Source organism: Pseudoalteromonas arctica A 37-1-2 (assembly GCF_000238395.3).
Taxonomy (GTDB): domain Bacteria; phylum Pseudomonadota; class Gammaproteobacteria; order Enterobacterales; family Alteromonadaceae; genus Pseudoalteromonas; species Pseudoalteromonas arctica.
In genome coordinates this window covers 450,701-470,260 of the sequence record NZ_CP011025.1, presented here as the reverse complement: position 1 = coordinate 470,260, position 19,560 = coordinate 450,701, and the positions used below count along the sequence as shown (strand labels likewise).

The following is a 19,560-nucleotide window of genomic DNA, read 5'->3' as shown; positions in this document are numbered from 1 at the left end:
ATGTACTTGCAGCACAAAACACAAGCTTTGTTCAATTATTATATTAGTTTACAACTATTCGCGTGTTTCACGCCAGTAAATAACCCGATCATTTCCTCTAAAGCGTCCAAATTGTAAAATAGTACGAGGATCAAGCTGTGTTCCATCGCCCTGCCAATCCCACTTTAACCAATCATAAGTATTATATTCTAAGGTAAATTCACCCAAACCATTTGGCTGTGCATAAATACCATTGTTTGCAGGATACACTCCCGCTTCTAGCTGGCCAGATACACCAGTCCCATATTTATAGGTTAATTGTGGGCTGCTAGGTGATATTTGAGTGATTTGGGTATGATCAAATACACTACAGTTATCTTCAGCGTTATTTACAAATCCACTGCCGTTGTAATACTGAGCCTGCATAGGAATAAGTAAAGGGTCGAGATCGGAGCCTGCGTTATTGCCAAGGACTAAACGTCCAAACCTAAACTCTATCGGTAATGCATTTAGTCGTACGCTATTACAACCACCCGAGCATGCTGTTTGTGTATTAGGTTTATCATTTGCATCAATGAGTGTTGCTCCTTCTATGTTAGAAAGCGTTGCCATTAAGCTCACCATAGCGAACGGTCCGTCTGCTTGCCCTACACCTAATCTTTTAAGTGTCGTGTTGAGTTGGCTCATTTGCCATTGACCATCGCTTGTATCTCCCCAGTTGTTATTTCCTAGGTTTACTAAGCGGCTAGTAAAATTAGTTGCAGGTACATAGTTACCTACTTCATTATTTTCGGCATTAACGTCTACACTTGATTTATCAAAGCCCGCTTTATAATTAGCCATTAGCTCACCATTTTGATTTTGTACTTGTACTGTAAAGCCAAGTTCAAAAGGTTGATCAAGGTAAGTTAAATTACTGCCGTATTGCGTGCATTGCGCGGCAGCTTGAACCCCCACTACCTGAAACTGCGAAGGTGCAAAACGACCAACGTTATATAGCTCACCTTTTACATCTCCCGCACCAAAATAATCGGCATCTTGAAGGCCTGCTGTTAAATCAATGATGCCAACTTGGTCGTAATTATATTGCGATATAGATTCACTCAAACTACCTGTGTCACTAAAGGCAACAGTGCTCATCGCTTCAAGCGTACCTTGAATGCCTGGCGTAGGCGCTTTAAGTAATGCCTCTACAAGTGGTTGCTCTGTAATAAAATGCTTGGCAATGATGTTATTTGTAATATTGCTGTAGTTGTCTGGGAAACCATCGTTGTTAGTGTCTTGCCCTGTTTGCCACTGCACCGCATTCATTTTCAAATCAAATACTTCGCCCGTTAGTCTAAATAAACTCCCATCAGCGTCTGCTGCATAACCATCACTTGCAACTTCCATCGCTAATCCGAATGGCTTTACAACATATTCATTTGAACTACCTGTTAGATTTACTGATAAATTAGTTAGTGGGTCTAAAATTAAATTGGTATTTACATTTAAACTCAACTTTCCTGCATCGGGGTAATTTATAACAATCGGGGCTTTAGACTCACTATCAAAGTTAAGTATGAATGATTTAGAGGCTTGCTCTACCGCAAAGGTATTATTGTTATTACTAAGTGAAACTGTATCAGAGCAACTTGCACCAGCACTGCATTTATACGATAAATCTAAGCTTACATCGCCACCAGCGGGAAATGCAGCTTCGCATACGCCCGTAGTGGTATTTGTTTTTACCGCTTGAATAAATAGCGCTTTTGCATTAAATCCAGTATTTGAAGGCTTTGCTGATAACTGAGTTGGAATTGTAGTATTTCCATCAGTATCATTATTAAAAATAAATCCAGCATCAGAAAACGTAACTTTACAGCCACTCAAACCAACATTATTACCACCGATATAACAACGAAGAGGTGCAGAAGGATCCGCAGTGTTATATCCAAATGTAACACTGCCTGTGGTGCGTTTAGCAAATTCGACAACCGCTGATCCTGTAAAATTAATATTCTCCCCCGTAACCCAACTTTGCTGACCACTATTATCTGGAGAAAGGTTTAAACTAGAGGGTTCCGCAAATAATAAATCGCAGGCATCATTAGCGCAGGCTGTTAGTGTCATTTCTTTAGCTTCACACGTTAGACCTTTGTTATCGCTTATTGTTAAACGATAATGATCCAGTGTTTCTGGTGTATAAATACCACAAAAACCAGGGATACTTTCGGGTACTGGTAGAGCGTCAAACGTTGAGCTCCCTTCGGTAATAATTTGAGTAGCCGATGTAATTGATCCCTGATACGTTACATTTTGAGCGATTCTTACCTCACCAGTTGCAACAATATAGCCCGCAATATTTGCATCGGCTGCAATAGCAACCGCACCATCCACATAAATAGCCAAGTACGCGCCAGTTTCTACTACTATATTGGTTTTACCTATATTCAAAAATGAAGTTGATAGAAGTGAGGTTGTGTCTTTTAAAAAAATACGTGTAGGCGCTGTTACTCTGTACTCTGTTTCCAGCATACTTAACTGCAACTCATCGTAATAATAGTCGCCAGCTAAAGAAGTAGGTACGGGTCCTGTTGAGCTACCATCATTTGTAACCGTTGGCACCTGCGCCGCTTGATTCGGTTCTAAAGAGTTATAACCACCAGCAACACACGCCTGACCATTACACAATGGAGGGCTCGTCAGCGCTGTAGAAATTAAACTTGTGGTGGTGACAAACTGCGCATTACCATCGGTTATTTCTACTCCCTGCACCAGCTGCACTTCACCATTGTTATAAGTAGAAATAGCGCCCGGGAATAACGTATCACAATCTAAAATATCACCATTAAATACAAAGGTACTGGTCATGGCGAGTATTGATGCTTCCTCGTTTACGTGACGGCGCTCGTTATCGCCATCACGATCTTCGTCAACAACTAGCCCTAACCTGTCGGTCCTTAGGTTACAGCTGCGTAGCCACCCGCCATCATCTTCTTGGCGTGAGTTTTTACTTGCTACAACTAACGGAGCCACACTAAAATTATTAGTAAAACTAAAGTAATTACAGCCATTGCTCCAACCGTCAACTTCAAAGCCTGTGAAAAAAGTTTCCCACGATACCTCAACGCCATTATCGTCAGAAAATGTGCGGTTACTTCCTGGCTCTACGGCCATATAAGCAACAGTTTCGGTTTTTATAAGCCCAAGTGCTGTTTCAGATGCTTCTAAAGCAATATTAACGCCGCTGGCAGATAGAGAATTACTTTCAACTGCAACTGTTAAAAATGGTATTAATGCTTGCGTTGGTGGATTGCTGTCTATGCTATTGAGTGTTTGTAACGAATGAAAAAAGTTTGGCCTTTGAGTAAACGGTTCAGCAAATGTTAAAGGCTTATAGCCTTTAGGTGTTAGTGGAGCAAAACCAGACTTAGAGCCATACTGTAATTCGAGCAATAGATCAGTATTACCTACTTCCATAATTGTGCCGTCTGGAAATTGATGCACACCATACTCAACAGCTAAATAGTGCGCCCCCATACTAATATGTCCACCATCCTCTCCTGAAGGTTCAAGCGGTAAGGCCTCAAAGCTAGTTGTGGTTATATTACGTATTCTTATTATTGCAGGGTTTCCGCCTTGGTTTGTTGAGAGCATAAAAACAGCAGGAGGCGTTATATATTGCTGTTGAAAATTAACTTTTGTCCAAACAGGCGATGTATATGTATCTTGCAGTTCTATATAACGGCCCTCGATTTTTGGAGGCACTGCATTTGCGTAATTACAAAGTAACACGCAGCTAAAAAATATAATGACCAATGCGTTTTTCATCATGGTAAAGTTTTAGCCTCCACACTGAGCGTTCTTTGTGTTTGCCAATAATCTTTTCTGCAGCTACTCCCTGCAGGGCAATCAATTGCGGCGCACGTTGCACTGCTTTGTAAGTAATATATATTCACAAGCCCGTTGGTTGTACTGCTATCAGGTAAGTCTATATATTCATCGCAACTCACCACTACTTTACAGTTAGCTAAATATGCAGTTTGGAAGGTTAAATCAGTAGTAACTGATGTACAGCTTTGAACTGAGCTATTTGTTGGAAATAGTTGCGTTAAACCACTTTCTAGGCCGCTTTGTGCTGCCATAAAAGCGCGAGCCCCATAATACTCAATCGTATTTTGTTGAGATGCACCAGAAAGCACTTTAACTAATGCTAATCCTAGTGCTAATAAAGCAACAATAATTACTAAAGAAACAATTATTAAGTTCCCTTTTTGTTTACTGGGTAAGGCTTTTCCGTGAGGATTTTTTTTAAGGTACATTAGGAATATGTACCTCATGGTTAAAGTTCATTACTTCAGTATCGTTAAATTGCATTTGCGCATTCACATTAAGCACAGCGTTTCTTTGTAGGGAGAGCGCATCAAGAGTAAAAAATAAATCGCTCGCTAAATTATTGGCAATGTAAATACCTAATAAATCACGTTTAACACCACTGCTTATTTGTAAGCTCACGGCATCTAATTGATTAACAGTAAAACCGTAATTGGTATATCTATATAAATACTGCCCTTCAACGCAAAAACTTACAGGTTCTGAAAGTAAATAAAGGCGTTTACTCGGCGACTCTTGGGTAAATGCTTTGCTAAATTGCCACTCATCAATTTCGCTCGCTGAACTATTAAATGCTGATACTTGCAAGCGCTTATTATTGTTTTCATCGTATATATCAGCACTGCTTAATGGGTAAATAGTTGCCCAATCTCCAGCTTGCGGCTGCGTTAAATTATTAAGTTCAAAATCAACAGCGCTAACATTAAAAGGCGCTACGGTAGGTAGGTAATTTGTATAGTGAGTGGCCGATAAAAACGGCGTAAATTCTAAACACTGCTGAGCACTACAGGCCCCGCTAGTATTATTATCACAAGAAAGCCTTAATGAATTTGGCGTAGCGTGGCGCAATTCTTTACTAAGTCGCGTTATTAAAAAACGGGCCTGGGCTACTGCTTCTTGGCGTTTAACCCCTTGTGAGTAAATACTGACCCCAGCACCAATAAATGAAAATGCACTTACGGCTAAAATACCAATAATAACCATGACAAGTAATAGTTCTATAAGGGTAAATGCATTTTGGTATTTAGCTCTTTGCATTAGTAATTCCCTTTATATGCACTAAATCCGTAAACTTCGCCTAAGGGTGATGTTACTTCAATAGTAATACGCTTAAAGGTTGTGCCATCGTTGATGGTCAATTCGTTAAAGTCGCTATCGTACTCAACAGTAACAACTAAATTAAAGTCGCTGTACTCGCTTAACACCTCACCTAAGCTATTAGTGATAGGCTGGTTAGACAGTGCAATATAGTCATCTACATCGTTATAACTGGTTCGGGTTTCTAGGCCTGCCCCTAAGTTATCGACGCCTAAATTGCCCTCTGCGGTACAAGGCTCAGCACCCAAGGTTGTTTCGCCGCAACGTCTAAAAGGTGCGCTTCTATCGCTGTGCTCATCAAACGATTTACTTTGAATTTCGTTCATTAGTGATTGACCAAATTCAGAGGCTCTTAAAGCAATAATTGGCTCTGCACTTTTTTTTGCTTGCGGGGCAATTAAAGCGGTAATAATGCTTAATGCAATAGCAAACATCACTATGCCAATAATAAGCTCAATTAGAGTAAAACCTTTTACTTTAAGGGCACGCATATATAAGCCCTTCACCACTTATGCATACGCCAGCTAATCCAACATCTATTCGACACTGCGAAGTGCAGGTTTGATTTGATTTACCTAAAGGATCAAAACTAATTTGGGTAAATATATTTGCGTTACTATCTAAAGCGCTAAATGTTATATCACTTCTTTGCGTGTTTATTTGTACCACTAAATGATCGGTGTTGTTGGTATCAGCGCCACCGATACATGTATCAGGTGTGGGGGGAGCAATAAGTGTGGAGGTTATATAAAGAGTATGGCAACTTGTTGTCGCTGTATTTTGCATTGCACGTAACTGCACTGTTCTAAGTGCATTTAAAGTACGGTCTCGATATGAGTATGCATCTTCTGTTGAGCTGCCCAGAAATTTGGGAACTGCCGTTACCGACAGTATTCCCAATATCACTAGAGTAATAATTAACTCAATGAGTGTGAAGCCACGCAATCGTTGCTTACTACTGCTTATCATTTAATATTAATTAACATTCATCAGTAAAAATATTAATTGTAGGAGCCGTTACTACAACAGGCCCTGTAGTTGCAGTTGCTTGTATGTATTCAATTCTGCACTCATCATCAGCAATGTAACTATTAGGGTATATAATAACTGTTCCTGTTGTTGTCGCATCAATATTAAAGTCATCTGTGTCTGGTGCTGTAGATGGAGCAAAGCTAACATCTAAAAATGCTTCAAATGCAGCAAGTGTTGCTGCTGGGTAACCATAAACAGTAGGTACTGGTACACCAGTATCTACAGTAACTGTAGCCGTTGCCTTTTTGTGATCACTAGCAATAATAGACTTGCCGTTTACGATATTCATACCGCTGCGAATAGAGCCTTGTAAGCCTTCGAGTGTTGAAGCATTTGCATCACCTTGCAAGTTTAAAAAACGAGGGGCTGCGGTAACGGCTAAAATGCCTAAAATAACAATTACGATGATCAATTCAACAAGTGTAAAACCTGCTTGTTTATTCATTGGTAAACTTTTTAACGATTGCGTTTTCATAAATAAGCCTCTTTTTAATTACTTAGTTTTAAATATTTTTACTTTGCCTGTTTTAGCAAAGTATGAAAAACCTGTTAAACCTGATATTTCACCCGTATTGGTTGGTATACTTTTAATATCAATGGTATGAGTTAAATAATAGACGCATTGCGTACTTTCTGCATTGTACCTAACTAAAAAACTTACACTTTTTATTATCGATATTTCACTACTTAAGGTACTGCTTGGTGCATCTTGTAAAATTACATTTAATACTTGGCGGCATTTATGAGCATTTATAGACTCTGCGCGAGTATCTTTTTTTTCTGTTTCATCACCCGTTGGTGTACCTAACGATCCATCAACAGCAACTATCACTCCTCCATAATTAACGAATGTTATATTTGTCTTACTATTTGGTCTCCCTTCTAACTCCCATTGACCTCTAACCATGCCAATAGCCGATGAAAAACTACCCGCAATAGCATCTGCGCTTGCATTATGCGCTTGATTTTTAATACCTATATATTGAGGTATAGCAAAACTCAAAATTACTGCCAGTAAAATAACAACAATAACTAACTCAAATAATGAGAAACCTTTTGAGTAAGCTATTGTTGTGTTCACCTTAATTCCCTTTAATTGCCGACATCATGTTCCACATAGGCATAAAAATACCCAATGCTAAAATCAGCACCATAATGGCAACAAACACAGTTAAAATAGGTTCTATTTTTGCAGTTAAGCTTCGTAAGTCATAATCAACTTCACGCTCATAATAATCAGCTGCTTCTTGAAGTAACTCATCAACCCGACCGGTTTCTTCACCTACGGCGACCATCTGTAATACAAGCTGAGAAAACAGCTCAGAACTTTTTGAGGCTCTAAGTAAGCTATCGCCTTTTTCTATATCTTGGCGCATAGTAATAATCGCTTTTTCCATATAGCTATTATCTACGGCATGCGCTGTTAGCGATAACCCCGTGGTCATAGGTACGCCAGAGCGCAATACCATAGCTAGACTTTGGCTGTAGCGCGCAAGCAATGTGCGTTTTAAAATATCGCCAATAAATGGAATTTTTAATTTATATTGATCCCACTTGAAGCGCCCGGCATCTGTATTTAAATAACGCTTCCACGCAAATACCGCTCCAATACCCATTACCAACAATAACCACCAGTAATTAACAAAAAAGCTGCTAGTACCAATTAATATTTGAGTCATTAACGGCAATTCGGCATCGAATTTGGCAAACATGCTAGCAAAGGTAGGAATTACAAAAATATTTAAAATAACCATAGCTGCTACAAGAGCCAAAATAACAAAAGTAGGGTAGCGCATAGCTGCTTTTATTCGTTTGCGAGTTTCCTGTTCTTTTTCAAAGTAAATAGCGAGTTGATAAAATGCATCTTCTAATCGGCCAGAACCTTCACCAACCATTACCATTGACACGGTTAAGCGGCTAAATACCTCGTTATGAATTGCCATTGCACTGGATAAGTCCCGGCCTTGCTCAAGTTGCCTGGTAACTTCCATCAATACATTTTTAAATTCTTTATTTTGTGTTGTATCTGCCAATCCAATCATTGCTCGTATAATTGGAATACCCGCTTTTAGTAGCGAATACATTTGCCTAGAAAACATAATCATGTCGTCTAGCGTTATTTTTTCGACAAATAAATTATCAAAAATTTTAATATTATTTTTTGTTTCAACTAAAGAAATTGATATTGGTATAAATTGACGCTTCATTAAACTATCAGCTACGCCAGCTTGGTTACTCGCTTCTAATTGGCCTTTTACCAATACACCTTTGCTGTCTTTCGCTTTATAGCTATATAGTTGCATCAATATCCCCTACTATTTCTGGGATATATTCAGCCACTTTAAATACTTCATCTAAAGAGGTAATACCTTTCTTAGCGTAATTTAATGCCATTGCTGAGAGTGGCGAAAAGTTTGCGCTATTTTTAGCGGCTTTCGCAAAACCTTGTGTGTCGTTCACTCGTAAGGCATCCATCATTGCATCATCCATTTCGAGCAACTCAAAAATACCTACACGTCCTTTATAACCAGTGTGATTACATGCTGTGCAACCTTGCCCTTTAGAAAATTGAGCATCTGTAATCTCTTCGCCTAAATATTTTAACCAACTTATTTCTTGGCGATCTGGCAAGTACGGTACTCTACAGTCATTACATACTCGCCTTACTAATCGCTGAGCAATAATCGCTCGCAGTGAACTTGCCACTAAGTAAGCCGGTGCACCCATATCGATTAAGCGCATAGCGCTGGTAATTGCATCATTGGTATGTAACGTTGATAATAATAGGTGGCCTGTTAAAGCGGCCCTTAATCCAATATCTACGGTTTCTTGGTCACGCATTTCGCCAACCATTATAATGTCAGGATCTTGCCTTAGAGCTGTCCGTAAAATACTGGCAAAACTTAGCCCTATTTTATTATTTATTTGTACCTGGTTAATACGTCCAATACGATACTCAACCGGATCCTCTACGGTAATAATTTTACTTTCTTGTTGGTTTAACTCACTCAATGCACCATAAAGTGTGGTTGTTTTACCCGAGCCTGTTGGCCCAGTAACTAAAACCATGCCATGTGGACGTTTTATAATGCTGCGCACACGTTTTAATATGTGTGCCGGCATACCCGTTTCATCTAACGATAATAATCCTGCAGATTGATCAAGCAAACGCATTACAACTGATTCACCATGCTGAACCGGCATGGTAGATAGGCGCACATCAATACTATGGCTGCGCACTTTTATATTAAACCGGCCATCTTGAGGGAGGCGTTTTTCAGATATATCTAATCCTGACATAAGCTTTAAACGTAGCACTAGTGCCGATGCTATTTTTACTTGGTTAAGAGTGTGCTCTTGTAATATTCCATCTACACGTTGACGAATGCGAAGCAAACCTTCATCTGGCTCAATGTGAATATCAGATGCGCGAACTTGCACAGCGTCCTCAAATATTGATTGCAGTAACTTTACAACGGTTGCATCGGATGTCTCATCACCTAAAGAGTTTAAATCAAATTCTTCTACGTCTTGATATTCTTCATGGAGTTGTGCTGCAAAGTTGGTAATTTCATCTGTGCGGCGATATACGTTGTCAAACGCAGCCATGATTTGGCTTTCTTGTACAACAGCTAAATCTATTCGTTTAGGAGCAAGCATAGTAGCAAGTTGATCAAGGCCCCTTAAATCAGCAGGATCGCTCATCCCGACCAAAACAGAGTCACCATTGTCTTCGATTACTAGTGCTCTGTAACGACGCGCATATACCTCAGATAAAAGCTTAGATACATCGTGTGATATTTTTCGCTGTGATATATCTAAAAAAGGTACCTGTAATTGCTGCGCTAAAAAGCGTAATAATTGTGGCTCACTAATAAACTCAAGTGTAATAAGTGTCGAACCTAATTTACGGCCCGTTGCAGCTTGAACATTTAATGCTTCACTTAGTTGCGCTTCGGTGATCATGTGTTCGTGGACAAGTAAATCGCCTAAGCGCATTTTTAAACTAGGTCTCATACGGCCTCCTTTAGTGCAACTAAACGCTGTAATGCATGCTGGGTCATAGCGGTATTTAACCCACCTAAATCTAGAGCTACTTTATAAAGCTGTTTAGCATCGAGGTACTCTCCTAGTGCATCTTTTGAGGTTGCAAGTGCAAGCCACCACTTGGCTTGACTAGGCTGGAGCTGTGTAAGATGTTTAAAGCTTTCAAGTGCTTTGTGGTGCTTACTCGCACTTTGCGCAGCAGTACCTTGCAGCACCCAAAAATCAAGATTCGCCTGGGATTCAAATTCATCACTTAAAAGCAGTAATACTCCTTCATACTGTTGTTGCATAATGAGTATTTTGCTTAGCATTACACGCCATTCAAGTACGTTAGGGTTTTGGCGAATACCTGATTGCAAAACCTGCTGTGCAGAATTTATATCTTGTTGTTTAAAGTAAGTTGCAGCCAGTAAATTTCGAGCCTCAACATGTAAAGGCGATTGCGCTAAAATAATGTTTAAATCACTAATAGCTTCGTTGTATAAGCCAAACTGTATTGCCTGTTTAGCTGCTGCTAATTGCTCGACCAATAAAGCCTGTGGTGACTTAGTTTCTGCCGCGCTTTTGATCATAGTATTTTGTGGCTTAGTTTTAGTCACTGAAGTAGTTTTTGGCTTGCTGACAATAACTTTGCTAGCCACTAACATATTATCTTTAGCTAGTGCAGGGCTTTGTTTAACCTCGGCAATTACAACCGGCTCAGCCGTTGGTTGAGAAACCAGTGATGTTGCTTCACTCAACTTGGATTCAGCTAAATCATTCACTTCCGGTTTCATTTGCTCAACTTGCACAGCCTTCTTCACAACTTCTTGCTCAACTAAAGGCTCTACAGTGCTTTTTTCATCTTGAGAATCAGATAAATTAGAGCTCAAAACCGCGACCATTTTTTGCTGTGGTAGCACAGACTCACGTTGAGTTTCTTTTTTGTCGGCGGTCGGTAAATACAGGTATGCTAAAAAAATGACACTTAGCATAATAAGTAAAATTGCGGCTTTAAATACAATGTTTTTTACATCATATATTGGCTTTACGCTTATACCTTCTTGAATATTCACTTGTTTAGCTTCACGTTGCTCAATATTTTTAAGCATATTATTTATAACGCTCATAACCACTGCCTCCATACCCATATGGCAGCAATAGCTAAAACACTAAACATTAACGCGCTGTAGCTCCAATATTGACCGGTTCGATATTTTGCGCAGTCTTCGGTATCTTTTATGGCAAGCTGAATATGGCGATTTGTTATTGTATTTAACCCTTCACCGTAAGCTTGTAATAGTGCTTTGTGGCATAAAATATTAACTAATCTAGGAATTCCACGGCTTGCTCTGGCAATCTTAAGCCCCATACTATTATTAAATAAAGGAGGTCTATTAAATCCTGCAACTTGTAAGCGATGATTAATATAATAAACAACCTCAGCGCCAGTCATCGCCCGTAATTTATAAGAAAAACTAATACGTTGGCGCAGCTGCCTTACTTTATTGTTTGCCAGTTTTTCATCAAGTTCAGGTTGCCCAAATAACACAACTTGAATCAGCTTTTCGCTTTCAGTTTCTAAGTTTGTAAATAATCTCAGCGCCTCTAGTGTCTCCCAACTCAAGCATTGCGCCTCATCTATCAAAAGCACTACGCGCTCATTATCTTCTTGTAAGTCGAGTAAGTGATGATTTATAAGCTGCCCTAGTGCTTGTTGGTCCAATGCTTTATCTACATCCATACCCAGCTCAATTGCAATCGCCCATCTAAGCTCTTCAGGGCTTAAATAAGAGTTAGGTAAATAAGCCACAATGTAATCTGGCTCAAGTTGGTTTAATAGCTTCCTACAAAGCAACGTTTTACCTGTCCCAACTTCACCGGTGACTTTAATAAACCCCTCACCCATTTCAATGGCTGTTGTTAGCACTTGCATCGCTTCGTGGTGCGGCTCAAGTGCACAAAAAAATTGTGTGTTAGGGGTTAACGTGAAAGGCATTTCACTTAAATTAAAAAAGCTTAAATACATAGTTAGTTTTCATACCATGTTTTTAAAAGCTGACGGCTTTCACCTTGTTGTTTTTTCCAAGTATCGGGCATAACAACGGTTGGTTTGATTAAAATAATTAGTTCTTTTTTCTCTTGGCGTTTACGAATACTTTTGAATAAGTTGCCAAATATGGGGATATCACCCAGCACGGGTGTTTTTGATTCTTCATCCTGTGTTGACGTTTGCATCAAACCACCAATAACCACTATTTCGCCACTTTGAGCGCGAATAACGGTATCTGATTCTCGAATGTTGCTCTGCGCTAGAGGTAATTCAAAACGTTGATCGTCTAAAGTAATTACCTTTAGCTGCTCTTCTGTTTCAGTTACTGAAGGGTGAACATGCAAAATAACTGAGCCGTACTTGTCAATTTGCGGCGTTACATCAAGCGCAATACCAGAAAAGAACGGTGTTAAATCAATCTCAGGCGAGGTAGTTGTAGCAGTACCAGTTACCGTCGTACTTGATACATTAGTAACAAAGTATTCGTCTTGCCCTACTTTTATAACTGCTTTTTGGTTGTTTGTAGCCGTAACGCGAGGGTTAGATAACATTTGCACATCACCTTGGGTTTCTAGCAAGTTAATAACCCCGTTAAAGTCACCCTTTTGAATTGTCAGCGATGACGCTCCGCCAATGGCAGCCGAAATACTATTACTAATTGTAGAACCCGCTGTTGTAGCAAACGAAATACCGCCTTCTAAACCACTGGCTATGCGCTCCCAGTTGACCCCTTGTTGGTACTCATCTTTTAAGGTTACTTCTATTATTTTTGCTTCTAAAATAACTTGGCGTTGCAGGTTTTCTTGGCTTTGACGTAAAAACTCTTTTAGCTGACTAATTTCGCTTGGTAATGCATTTACGGTTACCAAACTAGCTTGTGGGCTTGCAACAACATAGCGCCCATCGCTTGCGCCAATTAAAGACTTAAGGGCAACTTCTAATTCCTTCCAAAAATCGTTTTTATTAATTGTTTGGATTCGAGAACCATTCAAATCTAAGCTTTGATTATCGCCGCCAAATTCACTATTTTGCTGGTTACTATTACCTGAACTCGAACCACTAGAACCACTGCCACTTTGTGCAAATTGACTCACCCCACCAGCAACAACACTCACTGTAGACTGACCATGGCGTTGCATCATTAAATAATTTACAGGTATTGTTTCTGTGCGCATTTTGGCTGGTAGTACTTGTACAATTCGTCCTTCATTAACAATATCTAAAGGATACATACGCTTAATAACATTAATGACTTCATTAAACGTAACGCTTTTAAGATTTAAATTAATTGTGCCATTTACCTCAGGATGCACAGCAACACTAAAAGGGGTATCGTCTGTTAAGCCTGCAAAAAAAGCGCCTATTTCGACATCATTTGCTGCGACATCAAAACGCTTTATAGATAAATCATCACTTATAGTTTGCTCATTATTTATAGATGACAATAAGCTTTGTGTAAGTTCGCTTGGCATTTGTAAAGGCACAATTACTTTAGGCTCTGTAGGTCTTTCAGATAACTCTTGCTCTATATGATTTTTAACCTCTTTACCTGGTTTAAAGCTATGGCACGCAGTTAAAAATGTAGGTAACAATAGAAGAACAAGCCACGGATGAGATAAATTATTTTTTAATTTCATAGTCATATAATTCTAATTTTATTTGTTTATCATCATTTGCTAACACAACCTGTTTTGAGTTAATGCTTAGCACCCGAAAATCATCTACAGCATCACCAACTCGATAAATATGGCCTGAAATAATGGCCTTAAATGCTGTACTGTTTTTAATAATAGATTGCAATTTAAGTTCTGTACTTTGCTTAACTGGGCTATTGTTACTCACAAACATATTTGGCTGAGTCGGATCGCGAAGTTGCGCAAGCGCACTCGGCGCAATAATGTAAAAAGCCAAAGTACAAATACTATAACGCGATAAATTTTTCATTAGCGCTCACTGTAGCAATTTGTAAAGTTAATTCAGCCTGAGGGTACTCTAGTACCTGATAACTAAACTCTTGTATTAATAACTTATCTTGATTATTTTTTAATGCGGCTAAATATTTTTGTAAGCTAAAGTAGCTACCTTGCAAAGTAACTACCATCTGATGCTCAAAAAATAATGTTTGCGTATCATGTTCACCTAGTTTTTCTACATCGATAGCCCGTGCTGGTTTTACATTAAAGCTACTCACTTTTACGTCGCTACTATCTACGAGCAAATCTTTTAAAACGGCAGGTACATTTTTAGCAGCTACAAAGCCTTGGCTAAAACTATTAAGTTGATTATTTATTTCGGCTAATTCATCTCTGGTTTGTGCAATTTGACCGCGTAAAACCTTAGTGTAGTCGTAGTTTAGTGCTTGGTTTAACATGGAGAGTTGCGCATTTATCTGCTGTAACTCTTGCAGCGTTGTATTGTGCTTTGAACGTATGTTGGCAACTTCATCTTGCTGTGGAAAAATAACGAACCAGAGACCGAGGTAAATCACTATAAACAAACCAACAAATAAGGTGGAATACTTCTCACGTTTTTGCAGCGATGCAAACTGAGCTTGGTATTTGACCCATAATGGCCAACCTTTATTTTTATTATTCTGGCTACTTGTTGTTTGGCTCATGGTTTATCGCCCTCATCACTAAGGTCTGTCGCTACATTAAATTCACTCACACCTGCTTGCGTAGATAACTCTAAAACTGAAAACTCTTTATCAATAAAAAATGGCGACTGTTTTAAATTATCAAACCAAATTGGTAAGAATTTTGATTGCGATGTTTGACCTTGAAGCGTCACACTTTGCCCTACAAACTTAATGTGGGTCAGCCAAATATTAGGTTCATGATACTTCGCTAAATCGTGCATTACCTGTGCGTAGTCGGTTGCAGACTGATCTGAACTTTGCTCTAAATAGCTAAATATTTGCTGCTTGTGCAAAACCTCTTGCTGAAGTGTTTTTAGCTCATTAATAAAGAGTGTTTTATTTTGTTTCTCTGCTAACTGCTGTTTTACAACTTCTAACTGAGCTTTTCCTTGTTTGAGGTATTGCCTATTTTGTTCTAAATCAAGCTCACTAGAATATGTTTTATAACTGTAAAAAGCCCACGTGATTGCAATAATTAATAGCGCACCTAACCACAACGTAATCATTCCCGATAAAGGGACTGGGTCTCGCCGTACGCGTAAGGTTTTTTGATAAAAGTTAATCCGGGTTTTCATAACACAGACTCAGGATCTGTTAATTGATAGGCTGCCCCAAGCGCATAATAAAAATTTGGCTCTAATTGCTGCGCTAATTCTAAGTTAGGCTCAAAATCTACAACTTTTACTTGTAAAAACTCTGCAAGCCCGGCTCTAAGAGTTAATGAAGATAAATCATCGCACTGTAACTGAATGCTGCGAATTGGTGGTTGCTTGAGCTGGCTTTCAAAAAAGTCCATAGAACGCTGAATTTCTAATCCTAACGCTTCTACCAATTCTTGATTTTGATCTTTATCTGAAATACCTAAAAAACCATTTAATCGCCTAGCTAATACTAATTGCCCATCACGAATAATTAAGATTCGAGGTTCATGATTAGCATGTTGCACAATCAGCATATGCGCCTCTTTGTATGAGCCAAACAAGGTAACTAAAACCATTTCTTCAGAGGTCATTGCACGCAAAACAGGTTTAGTTTGTTCAAAACTGTCTATAAACGGAAGTAGTTGCAGCTTATTCGTAATAAACACATTCATTTTGCTGCTTTGCATCGGTAATGTTATTGGATAATCGATAAAATCAGCCACAATATTTTCAGAAGCTATATCAACTAAGTCTTTTGTAGTCCAAGGGAGTGACTGAATGATTTCTTCATCACTAAGGTTTGGTTTATCCATTTGCACTATTTGATAAAAGTAGTGCGGTATGACTAAATTAACTGCACAAATATCAGTAGAAACCTCATTTGTACAAGCAACAATTGCAGCGGTATAATCGGTTTGCTCAGACACATTTACACTGTGAGAACTGTGAACCATCCATTGGTCGCGTTGTTTTTTTAAACATACTGCGTTAACAGTATCTGCGTAAGTTGCAACACCAATAGCTGTATTTGGATCTAAACTACGATTTAACCATGAAAACAGCTTTTCTTTCATATAGCTACTATTGTTAATTGTGTATGAAATAAGTGTCGTACATTTTAACTACTTTGCCAAATTGAAAACCAAAAAAATGCATGAAACATTCAAAATAGATGAAAATAACTATATTCAACAAATACATAGCTCGTTTCTAAAAAAGAGAAAAATTTATTTAGGTATAAAACGTGATGATTTGCTCCATCCGCTAATAAGTGGCAATAAATGGCGTAAATTAAAATATAATTTAGCGTACATGCAAAAGATAAATAAAACAGAACTTCTGACTTTTGGTGGTGCGTTTTCAAACCATATTCACGCCTGTGCAGCTGCCGGAAAAGAATTTAATATAAAAACTCGCGCGATTATTCGCGGACCTGAACAGGATAACAACAACCCAACAATCCAATTTGCAAAACATTGTGGTATGAACCTACATGTAGTTAATCGTATAGAGTATCGAAAACGCCACGACACCGATTACCTTAATGCTCTGCAAGAGCGCTTCCCCAATGCTTATATAATTCCTGAAGGCGGTACAAATGAGCATGCCTTATTAGGTTGTAAAGAGTTAGTACAAAGCTTACCTGAGCATAACTACTTAGTTTGCCCCACTGGCAGTGGCGGCACGCTTGCTGGATTAATCGAAGGTAGCGCTCCGACAACAAAGGTAATAGGCATTGCGGTATTAAAACAAGCTAATTATTTAAATGAAGAAATAAAAAAGCTGAGCGCTAAAGCTAATAATCAAAACAACTGGCAGTTACTCACAGAGTTTCATGGTGGTGGCTATGGTAAGTTTTCTCCTGAGTTATGGCAGTTTTGCCAAGATATGGGCCGCACTTATAATTTACCGCTTGAGCCTATTTATAGCGGAAAAATGATGTATGCATTGTGGCAACTTATCGAGCAAGATTATTTCCCATCTGGGAGTAAAATAATTGCTGTTCATACTGGTGGGCTTCAGGGTTTAGATGGGCTCAAATATAGAGGGTTAATCTAAATGCTAATGAAATACTGTTTTAGTAAATTCTTGCAAAGGCTCTGAAAAATAAAACCCTTGCGCGCCCACTATCCCTAGTTTTTCGAGCATAAATAGCTCTTTTTGTGTTTCTACGCCAACAGCATAAACTGGTAAATTTAGTAGTTTAGCTGCCTCTACTATCTTTTTAATTTGTATTTGATTGTGATTTTTCTCATGGACTAAGCGAACAAGTTCATACGATAGTTTAAGAGCGCATACTTCATTGTGATTGATCAAAGCCGTAATTTTCTCACTATTTTGTACATTATCGATAATTACTTGAGAGCGATTTTTTTTGATTATATTTAATGCATTCGTTATTTTTTTTCTTTGTGTAAAAAAATCTTCTTCACGTATCTCAAATTGTAACTTGGCGTTGAATTTTAATTGTGTCAGTTGGCCGGACAACCAATGCCAAAATTCATCATTAAACCAGCTATTGGGATGCAAATTTACACTTACGGTTAAAGCCGATGACTCACTTTGTATTAATCTTTTAACTTGGTTTATCACTGCCTTATCTAATATTAAGGTATCTTGATCACTATAAATTTGATTAATAAAATATCGAGCGGCAAGCAAACCATGTTTGCTGTGGCGAACTCTAATTAGGACTTCGTGCTGTAAAATATCACCACTTGAGAGTTCAAATAATGGCTGAAAAAACAATATGAATTTATTCTTTTCAATATTTTCGATTACTTGTTCACTAGATAGCGCTCTTTCTTGACTATGATGCAGTGGTAAACGATGGCAATGCTGCAGTAAACTACTTTGCGACAATGTAAGTGCTGACCTTGCAAATTGATTTACCATTATTTCGTCTGCACCTAATTTATAATCGCATGCGCCTATTTTAATATTTTTACGAGTAATACCTTTTTGATTATTTTGACATAATACAAATACACACTTATGTAATCGTGCAACGTAGCAATCTAATTCAGTAACAGGGACGCCTCGCAAAGTAATCGCTAGGTAATTAGAGTCAACGACGTTTACCGATCGCCCTCTAAGTTCAGAAAATGTTTTAGCCACTAATACGTTAAAGCTCGCTTGTATATCTATATTTTGATCAAAGTTACAACTGCAGCTAACAAGTAAAAATAAGTGATGGGTTGCTGGGTTCACTCCATATAAAGAGCTCAGTTCGCAGTTTTTCACTTGCTTAATAAACATTGTTTTTTGCTGCTTTTGTTTAGCCTTTTTGGTGGAGACAGTTGGTGTGTTTATAGTTTCTCGACTTATTTTAAGTAAGCTCCACCAGCGAAAAGACCAACCTGCAGTCCCTATAATAATTAAGTTTAGCAATAAAAATAAGTAACTTTGCATCACCCAGGCCGGATAATGATACAAGCTCAAACTGAGTGTTTTATAGCTAAATACTTCGCGCTCAACACTCACTAAATGCATAAAGTGTGAAGAGGAAGGCTGCGCTTCAAGCATAAACCCTTCACTTTTAGCCAACGCGAGCAACACCTCGTTATTTATCAAAGGTGCTAAATTTAATTCATGTACTTGTTTGACCAATTGCTGCCCTGACGCATGTATCTTTTGATGTAATGCATCGTTTAATAAAAAATTAAAACTCAGAAGTACACACGCTATAAAAGTGAAATAAATCCCTTTGAATTGCTTTAAAAACCAGAGTTTGCTTTGTTGCATGGCGTACTCACTCGTTAAATTATTAACTAAAGTGTTGTTCAAGATCTGCATAAGTACAAGGCTCAAACTAAGTTTAAACATTTATAAGGAGTTCTTAAAAAAAAGCCTCGCATAAACGAGACCTTATAAAGCGATAGGTTTAATTTGCAATGTGTATAGAGTCAATACTTCTGCTTTATCGTGCTCTGGCAGTATTGCTTGGCCATCTGCTTGGAAAACTCGTCCACTGCCTCCCTTTCTAATGAGTTCAAACCTGTTTTACTAGGGCAACAAAGCCCTATACCCTTTACAGTACAAAAAATCGGCCTATCAACTAATATCAAATACTCAAGCATAGTCTCTAAAATCGTATCTTCCGTTATGTCCTCCTTTAGTAAAGCAAGCTCTCTAGCTGGAAATTTTGTTACGCGAAGCGTAGCTTTAACTGCAATACCTACGTCTGAAAGTAGCGCCTATAATTGTAATTTTGTTCA

The 19,560-nt window shown here is 38.5% G+C and carries 19 protein-coding genes; 1 reads left to right on the top strand and 18 read right to left on the bottom strand.

All coding sequences use genetic code 11. The features are described 5' to 3' along the window. Positions 1–54 precede the first annotated feature (54 nt). The 16 genes from PARC_RS02080 to PARC_RS02005 are packed head-to-tail and all read right to left on the bottom strand — an operon-like array spanning position 55 to position 16,416. The gene (locus PARC_RS02080; RefSeq protein ID WP_033013025.1) at positions 55–3,795 is read right to left on the bottom strand and encodes an H-type lectin domain-containing protein; all 3,741 of its coding nucleotides are present in this window, start codon (positions 3,793–3,795) and stop codon (positions 55–57) included. Continuing rightward, positions 3,792–4,283 carry a hypothetical protein gene (locus PARC_RS02075; RefSeq protein ID WP_007586332.1) on the bottom strand — a complete coding sequence of 164 codons (492 nt, stop codon included), beginning with the start codon at positions 4,281–4,283 and terminating at the stop codon, positions 3,792–3,794. The genes PARC_RS02080 and PARC_RS02075 overlap by 4 nt, the downstream gene beginning before the upstream one ends. After that, positions 4,273–5,112 (bottom strand): PulJ/GspJ family protein, encoded by an 840-nt coding sequence (locus PARC_RS02070; protein WP_010553769.1) that lies wholly within the window; start codon positions 5,110–5,112, stop codon positions 4,273–4,275. Before PARC_RS02070 ends, PARC_RS02075 begins: the two co-directional genes overlap by 11 nt. Continuing rightward, on the bottom strand, positions 5,112–5,663 hold the full coding sequence (locus PARC_RS02065; RefSeq protein WP_010553770.1) for a type II secretion system protein: 552 nt from the start codon (positions 5,661–5,663) through the stop codon (positions 5,112–5,114). Before PARC_RS02065 ends, PARC_RS02070 begins: the two co-directional genes overlap by 1 nt. Then, positions 5,650–6,141, bottom strand: a complete 492-nt coding sequence (locus tag PARC_RS02060) for a type II secretion system protein (RefSeq protein WP_010553771.1) — start codon at positions 6,139–6,141, stop codon at positions 5,650–5,652. Before PARC_RS02060 ends, PARC_RS02065 begins: the two co-directional genes overlap by 14 nt. Before the next feature lie 10 nt (positions 6,142–6,151). After that, positions 6,152–6,679 carry a prepilin-type N-terminal cleavage/methylation domain-containing protein gene (locus PARC_RS02055; protein ID WP_010553772.1) on the bottom strand — a complete coding sequence of 176 codons (528 nt, stop codon included), beginning with the start codon at positions 6,677–6,679 and terminating at the stop codon, positions 6,152–6,154. An 18-nt stretch (positions 6,680–6,697) separates the two neighbouring features. Beyond that, positions 6,698–7,285: a pilus assembly FimT family protein gene (locus tag PARC_RS02050; protein WP_010553773.1), complete on the bottom strand. Its 588-nt coding sequence runs from the start codon at positions 7,283–7,285 to the stop codon at positions 6,698–6,700. A gap of 1 nt (position 7,286) precedes the next feature. After that, the gene (locus tag PARC_RS02045; protein WP_010553774.1) at positions 7,287–8,507 is read right to left on the bottom strand and encodes a type II secretion system F family protein; all 1,221 of its coding nucleotides are present in this window, start codon (positions 8,505–8,507) and stop codon (positions 7,287–7,289) included. Further along, complete coding sequence (locus PARC_RS02040; protein WP_010553775.1) at positions 8,494–10,221, bottom strand: GspE/PulE family protein; 1,728 nt, start codon at positions 10,219–10,221, stop codon at positions 8,494–8,496. Before PARC_RS02040 ends, PARC_RS02045 begins: the two co-directional genes overlap by 14 nt. Further along, positions 10,218–11,360: a tetratricopeptide repeat protein gene (locus PARC_RS02035; protein WP_010553776.1), complete on the bottom strand. Its 1,143-nt coding sequence runs from the start codon at positions 11,358–11,360 to the stop codon at positions 10,218–10,220. Before PARC_RS02035 ends, PARC_RS02040 begins: the two co-directional genes overlap by 4 nt. Next, entirely contained in the window at positions 11,357–12,259 is a 903-nt protein-coding gene (locus PARC_RS02030) for an ExeA family protein (RefSeq protein WP_007586321.1), read from the bottom strand. The genes PARC_RS02035 and PARC_RS02030 overlap by 4 nt, the downstream gene beginning before the upstream one ends. Before the next feature lie 2 nt (positions 12,260–12,261). Next, on the bottom strand, positions 12,262–13,920 hold the full coding sequence (mshL, locus tag PARC_RS02025) for a pilus (MSHA type) biogenesis protein MshL (protein WP_010553777.1): 1,659 nt from the start codon (positions 13,918–13,920) through the stop codon (positions 12,262–12,264). Beyond that, positions 13,904–14,227, bottom strand: coding sequence for a hypothetical protein (locus tag PARC_RS02020; protein ID WP_007586318.1), 324 nt, complete (start codon positions 14,225–14,227; stop codon positions 13,904–13,906). Before PARC_RS02020 ends, mshL begins: the two co-directional genes overlap by 17 nt. After that, positions 14,205–14,900, bottom strand: a complete 696-nt coding sequence (locus tag PARC_RS02015) for a hypothetical protein (protein WP_010553778.1) — start codon at positions 14,898–14,900, stop codon at positions 14,205–14,207. Before PARC_RS02015 ends, PARC_RS02020 begins: the two co-directional genes overlap by 23 nt. Further along, positions 14,897–15,496, bottom strand: a complete 600-nt coding sequence (locus PARC_RS02010) for a PilN domain-containing protein (protein WP_225305713.1) — start codon at positions 15,494–15,496, stop codon at positions 14,897–14,899. Before PARC_RS02010 ends, PARC_RS02015 begins: the two co-directional genes overlap by 4 nt. Then, positions 15,493–16,416 carry a hypothetical protein gene (locus PARC_RS02005; protein ID WP_007586312.1) on the bottom strand — a complete coding sequence of 308 codons (924 nt, stop codon included), beginning with the start codon at positions 16,414–16,416 and terminating at the stop codon, positions 15,493–15,495. The genes PARC_RS02010 and PARC_RS02005 overlap by 4 nt, the downstream gene beginning before the upstream one ends. A gap of 76 nt (positions 16,417–16,492) precedes the next feature. Between PARC_RS02005 and PARC_RS02000 the strand changes: the two genes are divergently transcribed. After that, positions 16,493–17,401: a 1-aminocyclopropane-1-carboxylate deaminase/D-cysteine desulfhydrase gene (locus PARC_RS02000; protein ID WP_010553780.1), complete on the top strand. Its 909-nt coding sequence runs from the start codon at positions 16,493–16,495 to the stop codon at positions 17,399–17,401. Between the two features lie 3 nt (positions 17,402–17,404). Here PARC_RS02000 and PARC_RS01995 read toward each other — a convergent pair whose 3' ends face one another. Both PARC_RS01995 and PARC_RS21980 read right to left on the bottom strand, forming a co-directional pair. Next, positions 17,405–19,168: an EAL domain-containing protein gene (locus PARC_RS01995; RefSeq protein ID WP_010553781.1), complete on the bottom strand. Its 1,764-nt coding sequence runs from the start codon at positions 19,166–19,168 to the stop codon at positions 17,405–17,407. Positions 19,169–19,248: 80 nt separating this feature from the next. After that, complete coding sequence (locus PARC_RS21980) at positions 19,249–19,518, bottom strand: ArsC/Spx/MgsR family protein (protein ID WP_096058045.1); 270 nt, start codon at positions 19,516–19,518, stop codon at positions 19,249–19,251. Positions 19,519–19,560: the final 42 nt, after the last annotated feature.